Source organism: Streptomyces sp. 11x1, from assembly GCF_032598905.1.
Lineage (GTDB): Bacteria > Actinomycetota > Actinomycetes > Streptomycetales > Streptomycetaceae > Streptomyces.
Genome location: NZ_CP122458.1, coordinates 7,132,722 through 7,150,291, shown reverse-complemented (window position 1 = coordinate 7,150,291; position 17,570 = coordinate 7,132,722). Strand labels below are relative to the sequence as shown.

General features: G+C 71.9%; 13 protein-coding genes. 3 read left to right on the top strand and 10 right to left on the bottom strand.

Going from position 1 to position 17,570, the window contains the following annotated elements; translation table 11 throughout:
* Positions 1 to 39 precede the first annotated feature (39 nt).
* From P8T65_RS31425 to P8T65_RS31405, 5 genes are all read right to left on the bottom strand, one after another.
* Complete coding sequence (locus P8T65_RS31425) at positions 40 to 1,374, bottom strand: RNA polymerase sigma factor (RefSeq protein WP_316728552.1); 1,335 nt, start codon at positions 1,372 to 1,374, stop codon at positions 40 to 42.
* A gap of 214 nt (positions 1,375 to 1,588) precedes the next feature.
* Positions 1,589 to 3,490 carry a DNA primase gene (gene dnaG, locus P8T65_RS31420; RefSeq protein WP_316728550.1) on the bottom strand — a complete coding sequence of 634 codons (1,902 nt, stop codon included), beginning with the start codon at positions 3,488 to 3,490 and terminating at the stop codon, positions 1,589 to 1,591.
* A 125-nt stretch (positions 3,491 to 3,615) separates the two neighbouring features.
* Positions 3,616 to 4,881 (bottom strand): FAD-dependent oxidoreductase, encoded by a 1,266-nt coding sequence (locus P8T65_RS31415; RefSeq protein WP_316728548.1) that lies wholly within the window; start codon positions 4,879 to 4,881, stop codon positions 3,616 to 3,618.
* 104 nt (positions 4,882 to 4,985) lie between these two features.
* A complete protein-coding gene (locus tag P8T65_RS31410) occupies positions 4,986 to 6,311 on the bottom strand; it encodes a deoxyguanosinetriphosphate triphosphohydrolase (RefSeq protein ID WP_316728546.1) in 1,326 nt (441 codons plus the stop codon).
* A gap of 177 nt (positions 6,312 to 6,488) precedes the next feature.
* Entirely contained in the window at positions 6,489 to 7,352 is an 864-nt protein-coding gene (locus P8T65_RS31405; protein WP_316728545.1) for a sirohydrochlorin chelatase, read from the bottom strand.
* Positions 7,353 to 7,713: 361 nt separating this feature from the next.
* Here P8T65_RS31405 and P8T65_RS31400 point away from each other — a divergent pair, with 361 nt between their 5' ends.
* Positions 7,714 to 8,346 (top strand): vancomycin high temperature exclusion protein, encoded by a 633-nt coding sequence (locus P8T65_RS31400; protein ID WP_399103283.1) that lies wholly within the window; start codon positions 7,714 to 7,716, stop codon positions 8,344 to 8,346.
* 53 nt (positions 8,347 to 8,399) lie between these two features.
* Here the strand turns inward: P8T65_RS31400 and P8T65_RS31395 are convergent, their stop codons facing one another.
* Positions 8,400 to 8,885, bottom strand: coding sequence for a hypothetical protein (locus P8T65_RS31395; protein ID WP_316728543.1), 486 nt, complete (start codon positions 8,883 to 8,885; stop codon positions 8,400 to 8,402).
* A gap of 294 nt (positions 8,886 to 9,179) precedes the next feature.
* Between P8T65_RS31395 and P8T65_RS31390 the strand changes: the two genes are divergently transcribed.
* Together P8T65_RS31390 and P8T65_RS31385 are read left to right on the top strand one after the other, a co-directional pair.
* Positions 9,180 to 11,510 carry a molybdopterin-dependent oxidoreductase gene (locus P8T65_RS31390; RefSeq protein WP_316728542.1) on the top strand — a complete coding sequence of 777 codons (2,331 nt, stop codon included), beginning with the start codon at positions 9,180 to 9,182 and terminating at the stop codon, positions 11,508 to 11,510.
* Positions 11,511 to 12,245: 735 nt separating this feature from the next.
* A complete protein-coding gene (locus tag P8T65_RS31385) occupies positions 12,246 to 14,489 on the top strand; it encodes an alpha-galactosidase (protein ID WP_316728541.1) in 2,244 nt (747 codons plus the stop codon).
* On the opposite strand, the gene P8T65_RS31380 is transcribed toward P8T65_RS31385, so the two are convergent.
* From P8T65_RS31380 to P8T65_RS31365, 4 genes are all read right to left on the bottom strand, one after another.
* Positions 14,486 to 15,019 carry a gamma-glutamylcyclotransferase family protein gene (locus P8T65_RS31380; protein ID WP_316728540.1) on the bottom strand — a complete coding sequence of 178 codons (534 nt, stop codon included), beginning with the start codon at positions 15,017 to 15,019 and terminating at the stop codon, positions 14,486 to 14,488. The two genes, P8T65_RS31385 and P8T65_RS31380, sit on opposite strands and share 4 nt — an antisense overlap.
* A 100-nt stretch (positions 15,020 to 15,119) precedes the next feature.
* A complete protein-coding gene (locus P8T65_RS31375; RefSeq protein WP_316728538.1) occupies positions 15,120 to 15,545 on the bottom strand; it encodes a hypothetical protein in 426 nt (141 codons plus the stop codon).
* A 44-nt stretch (positions 15,546 to 15,589) separates the two neighbouring features.
* Entirely contained in the window at positions 15,590 to 16,435 is an 846-nt protein-coding gene (locus tag P8T65_RS31370) for a TIGR03943 family putative permease subunit (protein ID WP_316728537.1), read from the bottom strand.
* Positions 16,432 to 17,568, bottom strand: a complete 1,137-nt coding sequence (locus P8T65_RS31365) for a permease (protein ID WP_316728535.1) — start codon at positions 17,566 to 17,568, stop codon at positions 16,432 to 16,434. The genes P8T65_RS31370 and P8T65_RS31365 overlap by 4 nt, the downstream gene beginning before the upstream one ends.
* Between the last annotated feature and the right edge of the window lie 2 nt (positions 17,569 to 17,570).

Sequence of the window (17,570 nt, the reverse complement as noted above, 5' to 3'; positions counted from 1 at the left end):
GAGAAGCCCCCACCGGACCCTCACCCGACAATGCACCCCTCAGTCCAAGTAGCCCCTCAGCTGGTCAGCGAAAGCGTGGTCCCTGAGTTTGTTCAGGGTCTTGGACTCGATCTGCCGGATGCGTTCCCGGGTCACGCCGAAGATGCGGCCTATCTCCTCCAGCGTGCGAGGGCGGCCGTCGGCGAGGCCGTAGCGGAGTTGGACCACCTTGCGTTCGCGTTCGCCGAGGGTGGAGAGGACCGCCTCCAGGTGTTCGCGCAGCAACAGGAACGCGGCCGACTCCACGGGGCTCGCCGCGTCGCCGTCCTCGATGAGGTCGCCCAGGGCAACGTCGTCCTCCTCGCCGACCGGGGCGTGGAGGGAGACCGGTTCCTGGGCGAGGCGGAGGACCTCGCTGACGCGTTCGGGGGCGAGGTCGAGGTGTGCGGCCACCTCCTCCGGCGTGGGCTCGTAGCCCCGCTCCTGCAGCATGCGGCGCTGGACTCGGACGACCCGGTTGATCAGCTCGACCACGTGGACCGGGACCCGGATGGTGCGGGCCTGGTCGGCCAGCGCGCGGGACATGGCCTGGCGGATCCACCAGGTCGCGTAGGTCGAGAACTTGTAGCCGCGCGCGTAGTCGAACTTCTCGACGGCCCGGATGAGGCCCAGGTTTCCTTCCTGCACCAGGTCCAGCATGGTCAGGCCGCGGCCGACGTACCGCTTCGCCACGGAGACGACGAGCCGCAGGTTCGCCTCGATCAGGCGACGCTTGGCCATGCGGCCCATGACGACCAGCTTGTCGAGGTCGAGGGCCAGCTCGGTGTCGAGGTCGCGGGCGTTGCCGAGTCGCTCCTCGGCGAAGAGGCCGGCCTCGACGCGGCGGGCCAGCTCCACTTCCTCCGCTGCCGTCAGGAGGGGGATGCGGCCGATCTCGCGCAGGTACTGGCGGAAGAGGTCGGAGGACGGGCCGCTGGTGTCCGCGCGGGCGCGCGGCGGTTCCACGGGCTCGGGCTCCGGGGGGTCTGCCCTCTCCAGGGCCTCGACCACAGCGGCGGGCGGTTCGTCCAGGTCGGGCGGGCCGTCCGGGACCGCCTCGGGGTGGTGCGCGGCGCGGCTCTGGGCGGGCACCGCGGTGATGACATCGGTCTCCTCGGCCGGCTCCGAGCCGTCGGTACCGATGGTCGTACTGGCCGTACTGGTGTCGTTCTGTATGAGGGTCTGGGTCTGCACGGGGGCGACCTCCAGGAATGTCGCTGCCAGGGCGTACGACAGCGGTACGTCTGGGATGACGCGGGCGGCCTCGCCGCCGTCCATCCCGTACTCATCGAGCGGAACCGCGGGGATCTCGGACCCATGGGGGACGGGTCGGCCGCGCTCCGAGGACTCAGGCACCGCAACCCAGTGTGGAGTACGACACACAGCCGCCACGAGGGGCGTGCGGTGACTTTTTGCGTCCGGGCCGTGACCGCACGGTTACCGTGCTGCACGAGTGCGCTGCTGGGCGGGCCGCAAACAGCTTGAAGGCCGTACGGAGCGGGGTGGCTCCGGCGCGGATTGGCATGTGCTGCGGGGACGTGCGCGGCCGGGGGCGCGAACCGTCGCGGGGTCAGAGCGCCTCCGCGCCCCGCTCCCGCAATGCCTGGTCGTACTGCTGGAGGACCCACAACTCGTTCTGGACGGCGGCCAGCTGGGCCGGGTCGCCCTGGGCGGCCGCCCTCGCCAGGCTGCCCTGGACGTCGCGCACCCGGCGTTCGACGGCCCGGCGACGCACGGTGACCAGTTGTGCGCCCGCGTAGACGTCGTCGACCGTCTTGCGCATGATCGCCTCGACCGCCAGCTCGGTCACCATGGCCCGCACCGTGTCGTCCGGCGCGGCCTCGCGGACGCGGACCAGGTACTCCTGCGGGTCCTCTGCGCCGTACTCCACGCCGCCCGCTTCGATGATCGCCTCACGGACGGCCGCGTAGGGGGCGGCGGTGAACTCGTCGACGCCGTACGCGTCGAACGCGGGGGCGACCAACTCAGGGCGCTGGAGGGCGAGTTTGAGGAGTTCGCGCTCGGTGGCGAAAACCGGGTTGCGGAGGGTGAGGGCGGGGCCGGACGGGGGCCGGGAAGTGGACTCGTACGGCTGGGCGGTGCGCTGGGCGGAGGGGGCGGGGCCCTGGCCGCCCCGGTCGCGGGCCCAGCGGGCCAGCTGGGCGACGCGCTTGACGACGAACTGGGTGTCGAGGATGCCGAGCATGCCGGCGAGTTCCACGGCGACCTCGTGCTGGGCGCCGCTGTTCTTGATGCGGGCCACGATCGGCGCGGCCTCGTCGAGGGCGGCGGCCCGCCCGGCGGGGGTCTCCAGGTCGTAGCGGGCGACGATCTGGCGGAGGGCGAACTCGAAGAGCGGGGTACGGGGTTCGGTCAGCTCGACCACCGCGTCATCGCCCTTCGCGAGGCGCAGTTCGCAGGGGTCCATGCCGTCGGGGGCGATCGCGATGTAGGTCTCGGCGGCGAACTTCTGGTCGTCCTCGAAGGCGCGCAGGGCCGCCTTCTGGCCGGCCGCGTCGCCGTCGAACGTGAAGATCACACGCGCCGAGCCGTTGTCCATCAGCAGCCGGCGGAGGATCTTGATGTGATCGCCGCCGAAGGCCGTGCCGCAGGTGGCGATGGCCGTGGTGACGCCGGCGAGGTGGCAGGCCATGACGTCGGTGTAGCCCTCGACGACGACGGCCCGGCTGGCCTTGGCGATGTCCTTCTTGGCGAGGTCGATGCCGTAGAGGACCTGGGACTTGCGGTAGATCGCGGTGTCGGGGGTGTTGAGGTACTTCGGGCCGTTGTCCGCCTCGTAGAGCTTGCGGGCGCCGAAGCCGACCACGTCTCCACCGATGTCGCGGATGGGCCACATCAGGCGGCCCCGGAAGCGGTCGATCGGGCCCCGGCGGCCCTCCTGGGAAAGGCCGGACAGGAACAGTTCCTTGTCGGTGAAGCCCTTGCCGCGCAGGAAGCGGGTGAGGTGGTCCCAGCCCTGGGGGCTGTAGCCGACGCCGAAGTGGACGGCGGCGGCCTGGTCGAAGCCGCGCTCGGCGAGGAAGATCCGGCCGGTGTCGGCCTCGGGGCTGGTGGCGAGCTGTTCCGCGTACCACTCGGCGGCGATCTTGTGGGCCTCGACCAGGCGGATCCGTTCGCCGCGTTGGTGGGACGGGTTGTACCCGCCCTCCTCGTACCTGAGGGTGATGCCGGCCTGGCCGGCCAGGCGCTCGACGGCCTCCGAGAAGGACAGGTGGTCGACCTTCATCACGAATGTGATGGTGTCGCCGCCCTCCTGGCAGCCGAAGCAGTGGAAGAGGCCCTTGCTCGGGCTGACCTGGAAGGACGGCGACTTCTCGTCGTGGAACGGGCAGAGGCCCTTGAGGTTCCCGCCGCCCGCGTTGCGCAGCTGGAGGTACTCGGACACCACGGCGTCGATCGGGACCGCGTCCCGTACCGCCTTCACGTCCTCGTCGTTGATCCGTCCTGCCACGCGGAGATTCTACGGTGGTCCACTGACAACCATGGGGCACGGGCGGCGCCCCTTGAGGGGCGCGGGGAACTGCGCGAGCAACCACATACCACCCGCACGCCCTCGCGCCCCAGCCCCGCCGATGCCTAGGCGACCAGACTCTCCAACGGCACCTGGGGATTCGCGAGCGCGTCCACATCGACCCGCTCCCGGGACCGGATCAGCTTCTGGATCGGCTCAGTGACATCCCACACGTTCACGTTCATCCCGGCCAGTACCCGCCCCTCCTTCACCCAGAACGCGATGAACTCCCGCTTGCCCGCATCCCCTCGGATCAGCACCTGGTCGTACGATCCGGGCGGTGCCCACCCCGAGTACTCCATGCCCAGGTCGTACTGGTCGGAGAAGAAATAGGGCACCCGGTCGTAGGTGACGTCCTTGCCGAGCATCGAGCGGGCTGCGGCCGGCCCGCCGTTGAGCGCGTTGGCCCAGTGCTCCACCCGCAGCCGGGTGTCGAACAGGGCGTGCGGGAAGGAGACGACGTCACCGGCGGCGTAGATGGAAGGGTCGGATGTACGCAGCCCCACGTCGACCACGATGCCCCCGCCGTGCGCACGGCCGGCGATCTCCAGCCCCGCCGCCTCGGCGAGACCCACGCGCGGACCCGCGCCGATGGCCGCGAGGACGTCGTGCGCCGGGTGCTCCTCCCCCGTGTCCGTGCGGGCCGCCAGGACCATCCCGTCCTGGCCGACGATCTCCGTGAGCCTCGCACCGAAGTGGAAGCGGACGCCGTGCTCGCGGTGCAGCTCGGCGAAGAGGTTGCCCAGCTCGGGGCCGAGGACGCCGTGCAGGGGCGTCGGCTCCGGCTCGACGACGGTGACCTCCGCGCCGTACTCGCGGGCCGCCGCCGCCACCTCCAGGCCGATCCAGCCGGCGCCGGCGACCACGAGGTGGCCGTTGTCCCGGCCGAGGGCGGCGAGGACGCCCTTGAGGCGCTCGGCGTGGGCGAGACGGCGCAGATGGTGGACACCCGCGAGATCGGTGCCCGGGATGTCCAGGCGGCGGGGCTCGGCGCCGGTCGCGAGCAGCAGTTTGTCGTAGTGGACGAGGGTGCCGTCGTCACCGAAGCGAACGGTCCTCGCCGTACGGTCGATCGCGTCGACGGTCTGGCCGAGGTGGAGTTCGATGTCGTTGCTCGCGTACCAGGACGGCTCGTGGACGAAGACGGTGTCGCGCTCCTCCTTGCCGAGCAGATAGCCCTTGGAGAGCGGCGGACGCTCGTAGGGGTGGTCGCGTTCGTCGCAGATCAGTATCACGCGGCCGGTGAAGCCCTCCGCTCGGAGCGTCTCGGCCGCTTTCGCGCCGGCGAGACCACCTCCGACGATGACGAATGTCTGATCCGCGTCGACCACTTGATGCCTCCTCTTAAGGGTGCGTCCACATGCGAGCGTCCCGCACGGAGCGTGATGCGGGAAGGGGTAGTGACCCGATCAGGCCACGCAGGGTCACGTTTTCGTCACTTCCGCCCCGTCAGTCTCGCGTGCAGCGCGCGGGCGGAGGTGTCGGTGAGGGAAGCGATCTGGTCGACGATCACCCGCTTGCGGGCGCGGTCGTCCGGGGCCGAGTCGAACAGCGCACGGAACTGGGGTTCGAGCCCCTCCGGCGCCCGGGCGGTGAGCGCCTCGGCGAGTTCGGCTACGACGATCCGCTGGTCGGCGCGGAGCCGTTCCTGCTCGGCCCGCTGCATCACATAGCGGTCGGCGACCGCCTTCAGCACGGCGCACTCCAGCCGCGTCTCGCGCGGGACGACCAGTTCGGCGGCGTACCGGGTGAGGGGGCCGCCTCCGTACGCCTGCCGGGTGGCGCCCTCGGCGGCGAGGCAGAACCGGCCGATGAGCTGGCTGGTGGCGTCCTTCAACCGGGCCTGGGCGACGGCCGTCCCGTCGTAGCCGTGGGGCCACCACTCCTGGTCGAGGAGGCGGTCGAGGGCGGCGGCGAGTTCGGCCGGGTCGGTGTCCGCGGGGACGTACCGGCCGCGGGCGACCTCGAAGACCGCTCGGCGTTCGGGCTCCGCGTGCAGACAGCCCGGATCGATGTGGCCCGCGTGCAGGCCGTCCTCGACGTCGTGCACGGAATACGCCACGTCGTCGGACCAGTCCATGACCTGGGCCTCGAAGGTCGTGCTCGTGCCGGGGGCGTCCTTGCGGACCCAGTCGAAGACGGGCCGGTCGTCGTCGTACACGCCGAACTTGGGCGACTTGGGGTCGGTGGGGTGACCGCCGCGCGGCCAGGGGTACTTGGTGGCGGCGTCCAGGGCGGCGCGGGTGAGGTTGAGGCCGACGCTGACGAGGTCGCCGGACTCCGAGGACCCTACGAAGCGCTTGGGCTCGATGCGGGTCAGCAGGCGCAGGGACTGGGCGTTGCCCTCGAAACCGCCGCAGTCCTCGGCGAATTCGTTGAGTGCCTGTTCGCCGTTGTGACCGAAAGGGGGGTGGCCGAGGTCGTGCGAGAGACAGGCGGCCTCCACGAGGTCGGGGTCGCAGCCGAGGGCGGCGCCCAGCTCGCGACCCACCTGGGCACACTCCAGGGAGTGGGTGAGGCGGGTGCGGGGGCTGGCGTCCCAGACGTGGGTGCGGGTGCCGGGGGTGACGACCTGGGTCTTGCCGGCGAGTCTGCGCAGGGCCGCGGAGTGCAGCACGCGGGCGCGGTCGCGCTGGAAGGCGGTGCGGCCGGGACGTTTGTCGGGCTCCGGGGCGTAGCGCTCCACGGAGGGCGGGTCGTAGTCGGCCGGGGTGTCATGGCTCGCGGGGGTGTCGTGGGTGGGGGGTGTTGTGCCTTCCATGATTCGACAGTACGGGGCGGGTGTGACAAAAGGGTGCCTACTCGTCTGCCGGGTCCTGCCGTTTGGCGGGTACGGGTCGGTCGTGGCTGGTCGCACCCACGCGGCGGAGCCGCACATTCGACACAGCCCCGCGCCCCTGGAGGGGCGCTGTTGCGGGTCGGGAGTTTCGCGAGGCCCCTATGCCGACGCCAGGGCTCGTTCCACCGTTGTGCCGGGGGTGCTCAGTGCCTCGTCGTAGCGGTGCAGGACCAGGGTGGCCATGGACGGGTGGACTCCTAGGGGGGCCGCGGCGATCCAGGGGGCCGCCGCCGCGCATTCCGTCGCGAAGCGGCCCGGGGCCGTGAAGTAGGACGCCACCGCCACGTGGGTGTGGCCCGCGGCGGTGAGGGTGCGGACGGCCTCGGGGACGGTGGGGGACGCCGCGGAGGCGTAGGCGGGGAGGACCGGGACGCCCAGGCGGTCGGCGAGGAGGCGGGCCGTGCGGCCGGTGTCCAGGGCGGCCTCGGGGTCACGGGAGCCGGCGGCGGCGAGGACGACCGCGCTTCCCCGGCGCCGGGCCGCGCTCATACGGGTGCGCCAGCCGGCCTCGACGAGGCGGGCGTGCAGGGCGTCGACGAGGAGGGGGTGCGGGCCGAGGGGGGTGGCCAGGCGGGTGCGGGCCTCGGCGGCCGCGGCCATCTCCGGGATGTCCTGCTTGACGTGGTAGCCGCGGCTGAGGAGGAGGGGGACGAGGACGGCTTCCCGGTCGCCGAGGGCGGCGAGGGTGTCGGGGAGCAGGGGCTCGTTCAGCTCGATGTGGCCGAGGTGCACGGCGAGGCCGGGGCGCTGCTCGCGGACGTGCTCCATGAGGGTGCGAACGGTCGCCAGGGCGCGCGGGTCACGGCTGCCGTGCGCGACCAGGACGAGCGCCGGTGGGGCGGGGCGCCGGGTGCCGTCGCGGGAGACGCGGCTGAGCTGCGTGGCCAACTGGTCACTGATCAGGTTCATGATGTGCGCCGTACTGTCGAGGTCCGCGTTCGACTTGCTCGTCGTCGCCGTCATGCACCGATGGTGCCGGGAGGACGTTGCCTCCCCGTTGCGCGGTGGTGACGGGTGTTTTCCGGCACTTCACCGCGCGCGGTACGGGCGTGTGAACCTCCGCGACCTGGCCTTTTCACACGTTCGGGTGAAGCTTGTCACGCTGAGCGGTGAACCGGATCTCCGTGACTGACGTCTTCGTTGGTCGAGTGGGCGGGATCGGGGGCGGGATCGGGGGCGGGATCGGACGGGCTCGCCGGAAACAAGCAGGACACATGAGCGGATCCGAGGGGACGGGGGCGCAGTGAGGCGTATCGGGCGGATCGTGCGCGTCGTTCGGCTGCCGCGTACGCGGGCGGGGCGGCGGCGGGCCGTGCAGGCGGTGATGCTGCTGTGCGTGCTGGCACTGCTGCCCTCGACCTGGATGTACACGGCGGCCGCCGACCGGCTGCGGACCACGGCCGACGCGCCGCACACCGAGGTCGCGGTCGTGTTCGGCGCCGGGCTCTGGCGGGGCGAGCCGTCCCCGTATCTCGCGCGCCGGCTGGATGCGGCGGCCGAGCTGTACCGGTCGGGCCGGATCAAGGTGGTCCTGGTCACCGGGGACAACAGCCGCGTGGAGTACGACGAGCCGGACGCGATGCGCGGCTATCTCACCGAGCACGGCGTGCCGGACGACCGGATCGTCAGCGACTACGCCGGGTTCGACACCTGGGACTCCTGCGTCCGCGCCAAGAAGATCTTCGGTGTGGACCGGGCGGTGCTCGTCAGCCAGGGCTTCCACATACGCCGGGCGGTCGCGCTGTGCGAGGAGGCGGGTGTCGAGTCGTACGGCGTCGGTGTGCAGGACCGGCACGACGGAACCTGGTACTACGGGGCCACCCGGGAGCTGTTCGCGGCGGGCAAGGCCTCCCTGGACGCCCTGTTCGAGCCGGACCCCCGCTTCCTCGGACCGGAGGAAACGGGGGTCGAGAAGGCGCTCGCGTCGGCGGGGCGGGGGCCCTCGGAGGGGCAGTAGAGGGTGCGAAGAGGGCCCTGTGCGGGCCGTCGAAGCCTCCCCCTGGCGCACCCTCAGTGCTTGATGCTGCCCCACCAGCCCTGGTCCACCGCGCAGCCCCACTGCCTGTCGGCGGCGGTCTTGCCGCGGACGGTGAAGCGAACCTCGTAGGGCTTCTTGCTGTTGGTCATGTAGGCGCTGATGCGCAGACCGGTGGTGCCCTTCTTCTTCAGTGTCCTGGTGCGGACGGTGGCTACCTTCGAGGTGCGCTTGGTGATCTTGCTGCCCTTGGTGGGCGTGGCGTAGGTGAAGGTCAGGTTGACGGGCTTGCTGACGGTCAGGCTGACGTCCTTGAAGCTCGCGGTCTTGCTCTTGTTCCTGAGAGCGAAGTAGAGGCCGCCCTGCACCCGGTTCTTCGCGTCCAGGGTGAAGCTCTTGGGCGAACGGAGTTCGATCGGGCAGCCGGCGGCCCGGGGCGCGGCCGAGGCGGCTCCGGCGAGGCCGAGCTGAGTGGCGGTCAGGGCGCCGACGGCACCCAGGGCGGCGGCGGTGGTGCGCATACGGTCACGTGGTTGTCCTCTTCCCCCGGTGGCCCGCGCGCGGGCCGGGTGACAGGTCATGCGCCACACGGGGCTCGCGGCACGACCCCCGTGTCCGTGGCGCCCGTAGTTCTTAGCACGCGGGGCCCGAGCGGATGGACGGAAAGCGGCGATGTGACCACATACGGTGACGGAATCGCGACATCCGGCGGCGCTCTTCCTCACGCCGGGCCCGACGCCGCCGGGAGGTCCCCGTGCCGGTCGCGTAACGAGGGGCGTCCCGGCGCGTAACACGTGCGACGCACGCTGAGCGGTATGCCGAACTCCGCGACGCCCACCCACTGCCCGTACTGCGCCCTGCAGTGCGGGATGAACCTGACGCCCGGTGCGGACGGGACCGAAGGGGTCGTAGTGGTCACGGAGCGCGCGGACTTCCCGGTGAACCGGGGAGCACTGTGCGGCAAGGGTCGTACGGCCCCGGCTGTGCTCTCGTCCCGGGTCAGGCTGACCAGTCCCTTGGTCAGAAGGGCGGGCAACCTGGAACCCGCCTCCTGGGACGAGGCACTCGACCGGATCGCCGAGGGACTCACCCGCACGCGTACGGAACATGGCCCGGACGCGTGCGGAGTGTTCGGCGGCGGCGGGCTGACGAACGAGAAGGCTTATCTGCTCGGCAAGTTCGCGCGGATCGTCCTCGGCACCTCGCAGATCGACTACAACGGCCGCTTCTGCATGTCCTCGGCCGCGGCCGCCGGGACGAAGGCTTTCGGCCTGGACCGCGGGCTGCCGTTCCCGCTGGAGGACATCCCGAGGACGGGGTGTGTCGTCCTCGTCGGGTCCAACCTCGCAGAGACCATGCCGCCGGCGCTGCGCTATCTCACCGGGCTGAAGGAGAACGGCGGCAAGCTGATCGTCATCGATCCGCGCCGCACGCGTACGGCCGAGCAGGCCGATCTGCACCTGTCGCCGCGCCCCGGCACCGATCTCGCCCTCGCGCTCGGGCTGCTGCATCTGATCGTGGCCGAGGGGCGGGTGGACGAGGAGTACATCCGCGAGCGGACCAGCGGCTGGGAAGAGGCACGGGCCGCCGCCATGGCGCACTGGCCGGAGTACGTGGAGCGGATCACGGGGGTGCCCGTTCCCCAACTCCGCGAAGCGGTACGGCTGTTCTGCGAGCCCGAGCATGCGATGGTGCTCACCGCGCGCGGGCCCGAGCAGCAGTCCAAGGGCACGGACACGGTCGGCGCGTGGATCAACCTCACGCTGGCCACGGGGCGGGCCGGGCGGCCGCTGTCCGGCTACGGCTGCCTCACCGGGCAGGGCAACGGGCAAGGCGGGCGCGAGCACGGCCAGAAGGCCGATCAGCTCCCGGGTTACCGCAAGCTGGTCGACCCCGAGGCGCGGCGGCACGTCGCCGAGGTCTGGGGCGTGGACCCCGACAGCCTGCCCGGGCCGGGACGCAGCGCGTACGAGCTGCTGGACGCGCTCGGCGGTGACATCAAGTCGCTGCTGCTGATGGGCTCCAATCCGGTGGTGTCGGCGCCGCGCGCCGCGCACATCGAGGAGCGGATCAGGTCGCTGGACTTCCTCGCGGTGTGCGATGTCGTGCTGTCGGAGACGGCGGCGCTGGCGGACGTGGTGCTGCCGGTGACGCAGTGGGCCGAGGAGACCGGCACGACGACCAATCTGGAGGGCCGGGTGCTGCTGCGGCGGCGCGCGATCACGCCGCCCGAGGGGGTCCGCAGCGACCTGGAGGTCATGCACGAGCTGGCCGACCGGCTGGGTGTCGAGAAGGGGTTCTCGACCGACGCCGAGGAGGTCTTCGAGGAGCTGCGCCGGGCGAGCGCGGGCGGGCTCGCCGACTACTCGGGCATCACCTACCGCCGACTGGCCGAGGAGAACGGGGTGTTCTGGCCCTGCCCGGCGCCGGTGACGGTGGTGGAGGCGGCGTCGAGTGCCGAGGCGCGCCCTGCGCCGGGCGGCGGGACGGACTCGGCGACGGGCAGTGGAGCAAGCCCAGCCGCGGGCGCCGAGGCGGAGCAGGCGACGGGCAGTGGAGCAAGCCCAGCCGCGGGCGCCGAGGCGGAGCAGGCGACGGGCAGTGGAGCAAGCCCAGCCGCGGGCGCCGAGGCGGAGCGGGTTGCGGGTGGGGGTGGAAGTCCCGTGGAGTCCGCCGAGGTGCATCCCGGGACGCCGCGGCTCTTTCTCGACCGGTTCGCCACCGAGGACGGCCGGGCCCGGTTCGTGCCCGTCTCGCACCGGGCGTCGGCCGAGGAACCGGACGCCGAGTACCCGGTGCTGCTCACCACCGGACGCGTGGTCGCCCAGTACCAGTCGGGCGCCCAGACCCGGCGGGTCGACGAGCTCAACTCCGCCGCGCCCGGGCCCTTCGTGGAACTGCACCCCCGGCTGGCCGAGCGGCTCGGCGCGGCGGAGGGCGACCCGGTGGCCGTGATCTCCCGCCGGGGCCGGGCCGTCGCTCCGGCGCGCATCACGACCACCATCCGCCCGGACACGGTCTTCATGCCGTTCCACTGGCCGGGCGAGGGCCGCGCCAACACCCTCACCAACCCCGCCCTCGACCCCACCTCTCGCATGCCGGAGTTCAAGACGTGCGCGGTGCGGTTGGAGACGGTGGGGAAGTAGGGGCGGCGGGCGGCGGGGCCGGGGCACGCTCCCGAGATGGACCGGCGCGCGGACAGCCCGCCCCGACTCGCGGAGCAGCTCGTACGTCGGGCTGCGGGTGCATGCGGCCGGGGGCAGGCCATTGGGGCGACCGCGAGTCGGCCCGCGCGGCTGTACAGGCCCGTGAGTCGGTCGCGGGCCGGCCCCGTGAACCGGCCGCGAGATGGGGCAGGGTCAGCCGCGAGTCAGCCCGTGCGGTTGACGGTCGGCCGGTCCTCGGGGCAGGGCGTGGTCGGTACGGTTTTCGCGTCCTCCGCGTACTTCGCTGTCTCCTCGGCCGTGAACTCCTTGGGCTCCGCGAAGCCCAGGCCGACGACGGCGACCGCTTCGTGTGGTCGTCCGGGGCGAAGAGGGGCAGCGTGACCGACCCCCGTTCACCACGGCAGCAGGCAGGTTGCGCGCGGCGACGAGCACGAACCGCTCGACGAACTCGGCCAGCCACAGCCCGACTTCGGGACGGGCGTGCTTCAGGACGGTCTCGCTCCGTGCCACGGCATTCCTATGGGACTCCCCCTGCTCGCCTTATCGGTGCTGATGTCGCTGTGATGATCTGCATCGACACCTCGCCTGCTTGAACGTTCATGCTTTCGGATACGTAGATCCTGTGTGGTTGACCCGCCGCTTCGCACACGATGGGGACAGCGGACGCACAGCTCGCCGTGAACACTTGGGAGCCCAGCCGACCCGGGGGATCACATGTCGCAGCACGACAGTCACCAGTGGACCGACGCGTTCCCGTGGAGCCTCTCCTACCGTTGGGGCCACTCCGCGCTGACCGCCGACTTCGACCTCAGCGGAGAGACTCCCCGGCTGCTGCGCGTCCGTCGCCCCGACGACCCCGCGCCCGGCCCCAAGGAGACCAAGGCCGCCACCTCGCCGCCCCTGGTCGACCTGGTCCTGCTCGGCGACGGCACCGGCTGGGCCAGACCCCGCTTCACCGGCACGGCGATCGGCGCCCGTCTGAAGTACCGTGCCCATCACTCCACTTGCGATCCCGGGCCCGGCAACTCGGCTGCGGAGCACGGTGATTCGGCAGATGGTTCGGCTGGTGGTTCGGCCGACCGCGTGCGGTGGCATCGGCTGGCCTTCGAACTCCACGACTCGGCGACCGGGTTGACCACCTTCGTGGAATACGCCTCACCGGACGGCATCTCCGTACTGCGCTCCCGCGTCCGGCTGCGCAACGACGGCTCCGGGTCGGTCACCGTACGCTCCCTCGGCAGCCTGCTCCTCGGCGGACTCCCCTCCCCCGACGACCTGTCCGTCCTCCGCGCGCGCAACGACTGGCTCGCGGAGTGCCGTTGGTACACCGAGCCGCTGCGGAACTCCGTCCCCGACGTCAACCACGAGGTGCACGGCGGCACCGGGCACGCGGCGGCCCGGCTCGCCGGACGCGGCAGCTGGCCCACGGACGGGCATCTCGCGATGGGCGCACTCCAGCACCGTACGGACGACCGTTGCTGGCTGTGGCAGATCGAGTCGGCGTCCAGCTGGGTCTGGGAGGCCGGCGAGTCGGCGGGGCAGACATATCTGGCCCTCGGCGGCCCCACCCACGACGAACATCGGTGGCGCCAAGTCCTGCCGCCCGGCGCCGAGTTCACCACCGAGTGGGCCGCCCTCGCCCTCGGCGCCCGCTTCGACGGCGCCTTGGCCGCGCTGACCTCCTACCGCCGCGTCGTACGCCGCCCGCACCCGGACCACACCCGACTGCCAGTGATCTTCAACGACTACATGAACACCCTCATGGGCGACCCGACCACCGAGAAACTGCTCCCGCTGATCGACGCGGCGGCGGAGGCGGGCGCGGAGTACTTCTGCGTGGACGCCGGGTGGTACGACGACGCAGAGAGTGGAGAGGCCGGGCGGAGCGGACAGAGCGGCGAGGGTGGTGGTTCGCCCGGGGGCTGGTGGGACAGTGTGGGGGCCTGGTTGCCGTCGGTCCGACGGTTCCCCGGCGACCGTGGCATCCGGGGCGTGCTCGACCGGATCCGGGAGCGCGGCATGGTGCCGGGGCTGTGGCTGGAGCCCGAGGTCGTCGGGGTCCGCAGTCCACTCGCCGCCGGTCTGCCCGCCGAGGCCTTCCTCCGGCACGAGGACGGCACCCGGGTCACCGAACAGGGCCGGCACCAGCTGGACCTGACCCACCCGGCGGCCCGCGCCCATCTGGACGGGACGGTCGACCGTCTCGTCGACGAGTGGGGCGTCGGCTATCTCAAACTCGACTACAACATCACCACCTCCGCACCGGCCCACCTCGCCCACTCCCGGGCCTGGCTCGCCTGGCTGTCCTCGGTCCTGGACCGTCACCCCGGCCTGGTCATCGAGAACTGCGCCTCGGGCGGTATGCGCATGGACGGCGCCTCCCTCGCGGTGGCACAGCTCCAGTCCACCTCCGACCAGCAGGATCCCCTGCGCTGTCCGCCCATCGCCGCCTCCGCCCCCACCGCCGTGCCGCCGGAGCAGGGCGCCGTCTGGGCGTACCCGCAACCGTCCTGCACGGACGAGGAGATCGCCTTCACGCTCGGTTCCGCGCTCCTCGGCCGGGTCCATCTCTCCGGCCACCTGGACCGCATGACAGAACGTCAGCTCGGGCTGGTGCGTGACGCCTTGGACGCGTACAAGGCGATCCGGGGCGATCTGCGCACCGCCCTGCCGTTCTGGCCCCTGGGCCTGCCGGGCTGGTCGGACGACTGGGTCGCGCTGGGTCTGAGGCCGCCGGTGCCGGACGCGGGTCCGGTGTACGTGACGGTCTGGCGCCGGGGAGGGGACACCGCACGATGCTTCACGCCACCTGGCGGGGGCGCGGGGGACGTACGGGTGGAGGTCCTGCATCCGAGGGCGACGACGGCCACGGCTCGGTGGCACGGCGCCGAGCTGCGGGTGAGCCTGCCGGAGGCGCCCTCGGTCGTTTTGCTGAGGCTGACCCCGGTGAGGAGCTAACCTCGCAGACGCCAGTCCCCGCTCTCGATCAGCTTTCCCCTGGCCCTGAGTCGGGCCGCGACGGTCGGGGCGGCGACGTAGACCCAGACCCGTACGACCGTGCCGTCGGCGAGGACGGCCGGGCGCTCCACCCGCTCGTAGAGGTTCGTGGGGGCGCCCGGAGCGTACTCCTCCAACTGGTCCAGGACGCGGAGCAGTTCGGCGTAGTCCTCGGGGAGGGCCGTGACGACCTCACCGCTCACCTCGCCCACTCCCCCGTGACGTTCCCCGATCCCGGTCGCGTTCTCGGTTTCGGTCCCGGTCGCGTTCTCGGTTTCGGTCGCGCTCCCGGCTCCGGCTCCGGTTCCGGTCACGGTCCCGTGCGCGGCGCCGTCGCCGAGGCTCTCGACCGCGTACGGGTAGCCGGGGCCGTCGTAGAGCGCCATGCCGCGCATCCAGGCCGGTTCCTCCGCGACGGTGCGGCCGCGCAGGAAGAGGTCGTGGTTGGGCTCGCCGGGGCGGAGGGTGCCGTAGACGAATATGGGGAGCACCGTTCTCGTCTCTCCTCTCCAATCCAAGGGGATCGGGACTTTGTGTGAGGTGCCTGGGGCCGCGGGGCGCGGGCGGATGTGTCGTCGGCCGGTGCAGGCTTCAGCGTCGCTCGCGCCACCACCGGGTGAGGATCTCGGCCTTCAGGTCGAACTCCCGGTCCAGGAAGGACGTCGGGGTGCGCAGCGTGGCGCGGCGGCCGTCGGTGGTGTGGACGGTGATCTGCCGTACGCCGAGGACGCGACGGACCTCCAGGCTCCGGATGCCGGTCCAGGGGATCCGGCGCGTCCGCAGGCCGCGCGCCACGAGGGCGTCCTCGGCGAGGGTCACCTCGTCGCCCCGGCGCAGGACCGCGACGACCACGGTGGCGGTTAACACCCCCGAGACGCACTGTCGCAGCGTGTCGCCGCCCATGGGATCGGAGGTCAGGGCTAGGGCGACATACAGCAGTGCCGTCCCGCCCAGGAGCCCCAGTGCGACGGGCAGTACGGACTGGAGCAGGCCCGATCTGTACGTGATCGTTTCCACGCGTCTCCGAGTCTCCGAGTCAGGGGGCGGGTCGGTGGGCCAGGTCAGCGCGTGGGGGTGAGGGCGTCGGCGTATGCGTTGGGTGGGCGGGGGACCTTCTTGACTGTGTCGGCGTCGACAGCAGCCTCGGCGGAGCCCGTGCCGAGGGCGCCGGAGGAGTGCCAGGTGCCGGTGAGGGTGACCCAGGTGTCGGCGGGCGGGGGCGGGGTGCCGTGGACGCGCACCTTCACGAACTGGGCGTCGGCTGCGCAGCAACTGAAGATGGCGCGGGTCAGGTACCAGGTGGTCGTCGTCCCGTCGTCCCCGCTGTCCCCGCCGCCCCCGGCCGACGTGTCCTTGTCAGGGGTGACGAAGCCCGTCATCTCGACGGTCCGGCCGTCGATGGCCCGGTCTCGGTCCTGCTGCACCCGGCGGGTGAAGTCGGTGAGGGTGATCGGGAGCGGTGAGGTCTTCGGCAGCGGGTCGAAGTCGTCCTGGTCCGTGACCGTCACCGCCTTGGGCGCCTCCCGGGACGCGGTGTACGCGCCGATGGCCGGCGGGGCGTAGAAGAGCAGGCTCAGCGCGGGAAGGAGCAGGAGCCAGGCAACGCGGGGCGGGGTGGAGTGGTCGTGGCCGTGACCGTCGGGGGCGGTGCCTGCGCCGGTGTCGGCGGTGTCGGTTTCGGCGGTGTCGGCGGTGTCGGTGTCGGCTTGCCGTGCGTCTTGTGCTCGCGGTCTCCACAGCGACCATGCCTCCGCCGTGCCCAGGACGAGGAGCAGTGCGCCCGAGGCCACGAGGAGGGGGTGCATGCCCTGCTTGACGTATCTCAGGTAGTCGTCGGTGACGAGGGTCGCGTGCAGGAGGCCGAGGCCGCTGAGGAGCAGCAGGAGCGCCTGGAGGGGTCGTTTCACAGGAGTACGGCTCCGATCAGCACGCTGCACAGGATCGCGACGACGACCGTCGCGGCGGAGAAGCGGACCGCGAAGGCCCGGCCGAAGGTGCCCGTCTGCAGGGCGATCAGCTTCAGGTCGACCATGGGGCCGACCACCATGAAGGTCAACCGCGCGGTGGGCGAGAAGCCGGTGAGCGACGCGGCGACGAAGGCGTCCGCCTCGGAGCACACCGAGAGGAGGATGGCGAGCGCTGCGAGGAACAGCACCGACAGCCACGGCGAGTCGGCGAAGGTGTCGAGCACGGTGCGCGGGACGAGCACATTGAACGTGGCCGCCGCCATCGCGCCGACGACGAGGAAGCCGCCCGCGTGCAGGAAGTCGTGCTGGAAGCCGGTACGGAACTCGTTCCAGCGGCTCTGCCCGGGCCGGTGCCCGGTGTGCCGCGCGACCGGCTTGAGCCACTCCGCGCGCCCCAGCCAGAGCCACAGCCAGCCCATCGCGGCGGCGGTGACGAGGGAGGCGAGCAGCCGGGCCAGCACCATCGCGGGGCTGCCGGGGAAGGCGATGGCCGTGGCGGTCAGGACGATCGGATTGATGGCCGGGGCGGAGAGGAGGAACGCGAAGGCCGCTGCCGGGTCGACGCCCCGACGGATCAGGCTCTGCGCGACCGGCACCGAGGCGCACTCGCAGCCCGGCAGCACGACCCCGGCGGCGCCGGCGACCGGGACCGCGAGCGCCGGCCTTTTCGGCAGCACCCGGGTGAACACGCGCGCCGGGACGAAGGCGTTGATGGCGCCGGACAGGGCGGTCCCGAGCAGCAGGAACGGCAGCGCCTGCACGGTGATGGAGAGGCACACGGTCCGCCACGCCTGAACCGCCGGCTCCTCCATCCACCGCCCCACCACGACCAGCACGACACCGGGGACGAGGGCCGCGCCGAGGAGCAGCAGGGGCCAGTGACGGGGCCAGGGGGTCTCGGGGGTCTCGGGGGTCTCCGGACGCTCGGGGTGTTCGGGGTGTTCGGAGCCCTCGGAGTGTGGGGAGGTGGCGGCGCTCAGGTGTGCGCCGGTGTCGGTGTCATCGGCCTCCGCCCCAGCGAAGGCCGCTTCCGCGGTGGTGCTGTTCGAGGTTCTGCTCGCGGCCTCGGTCACGG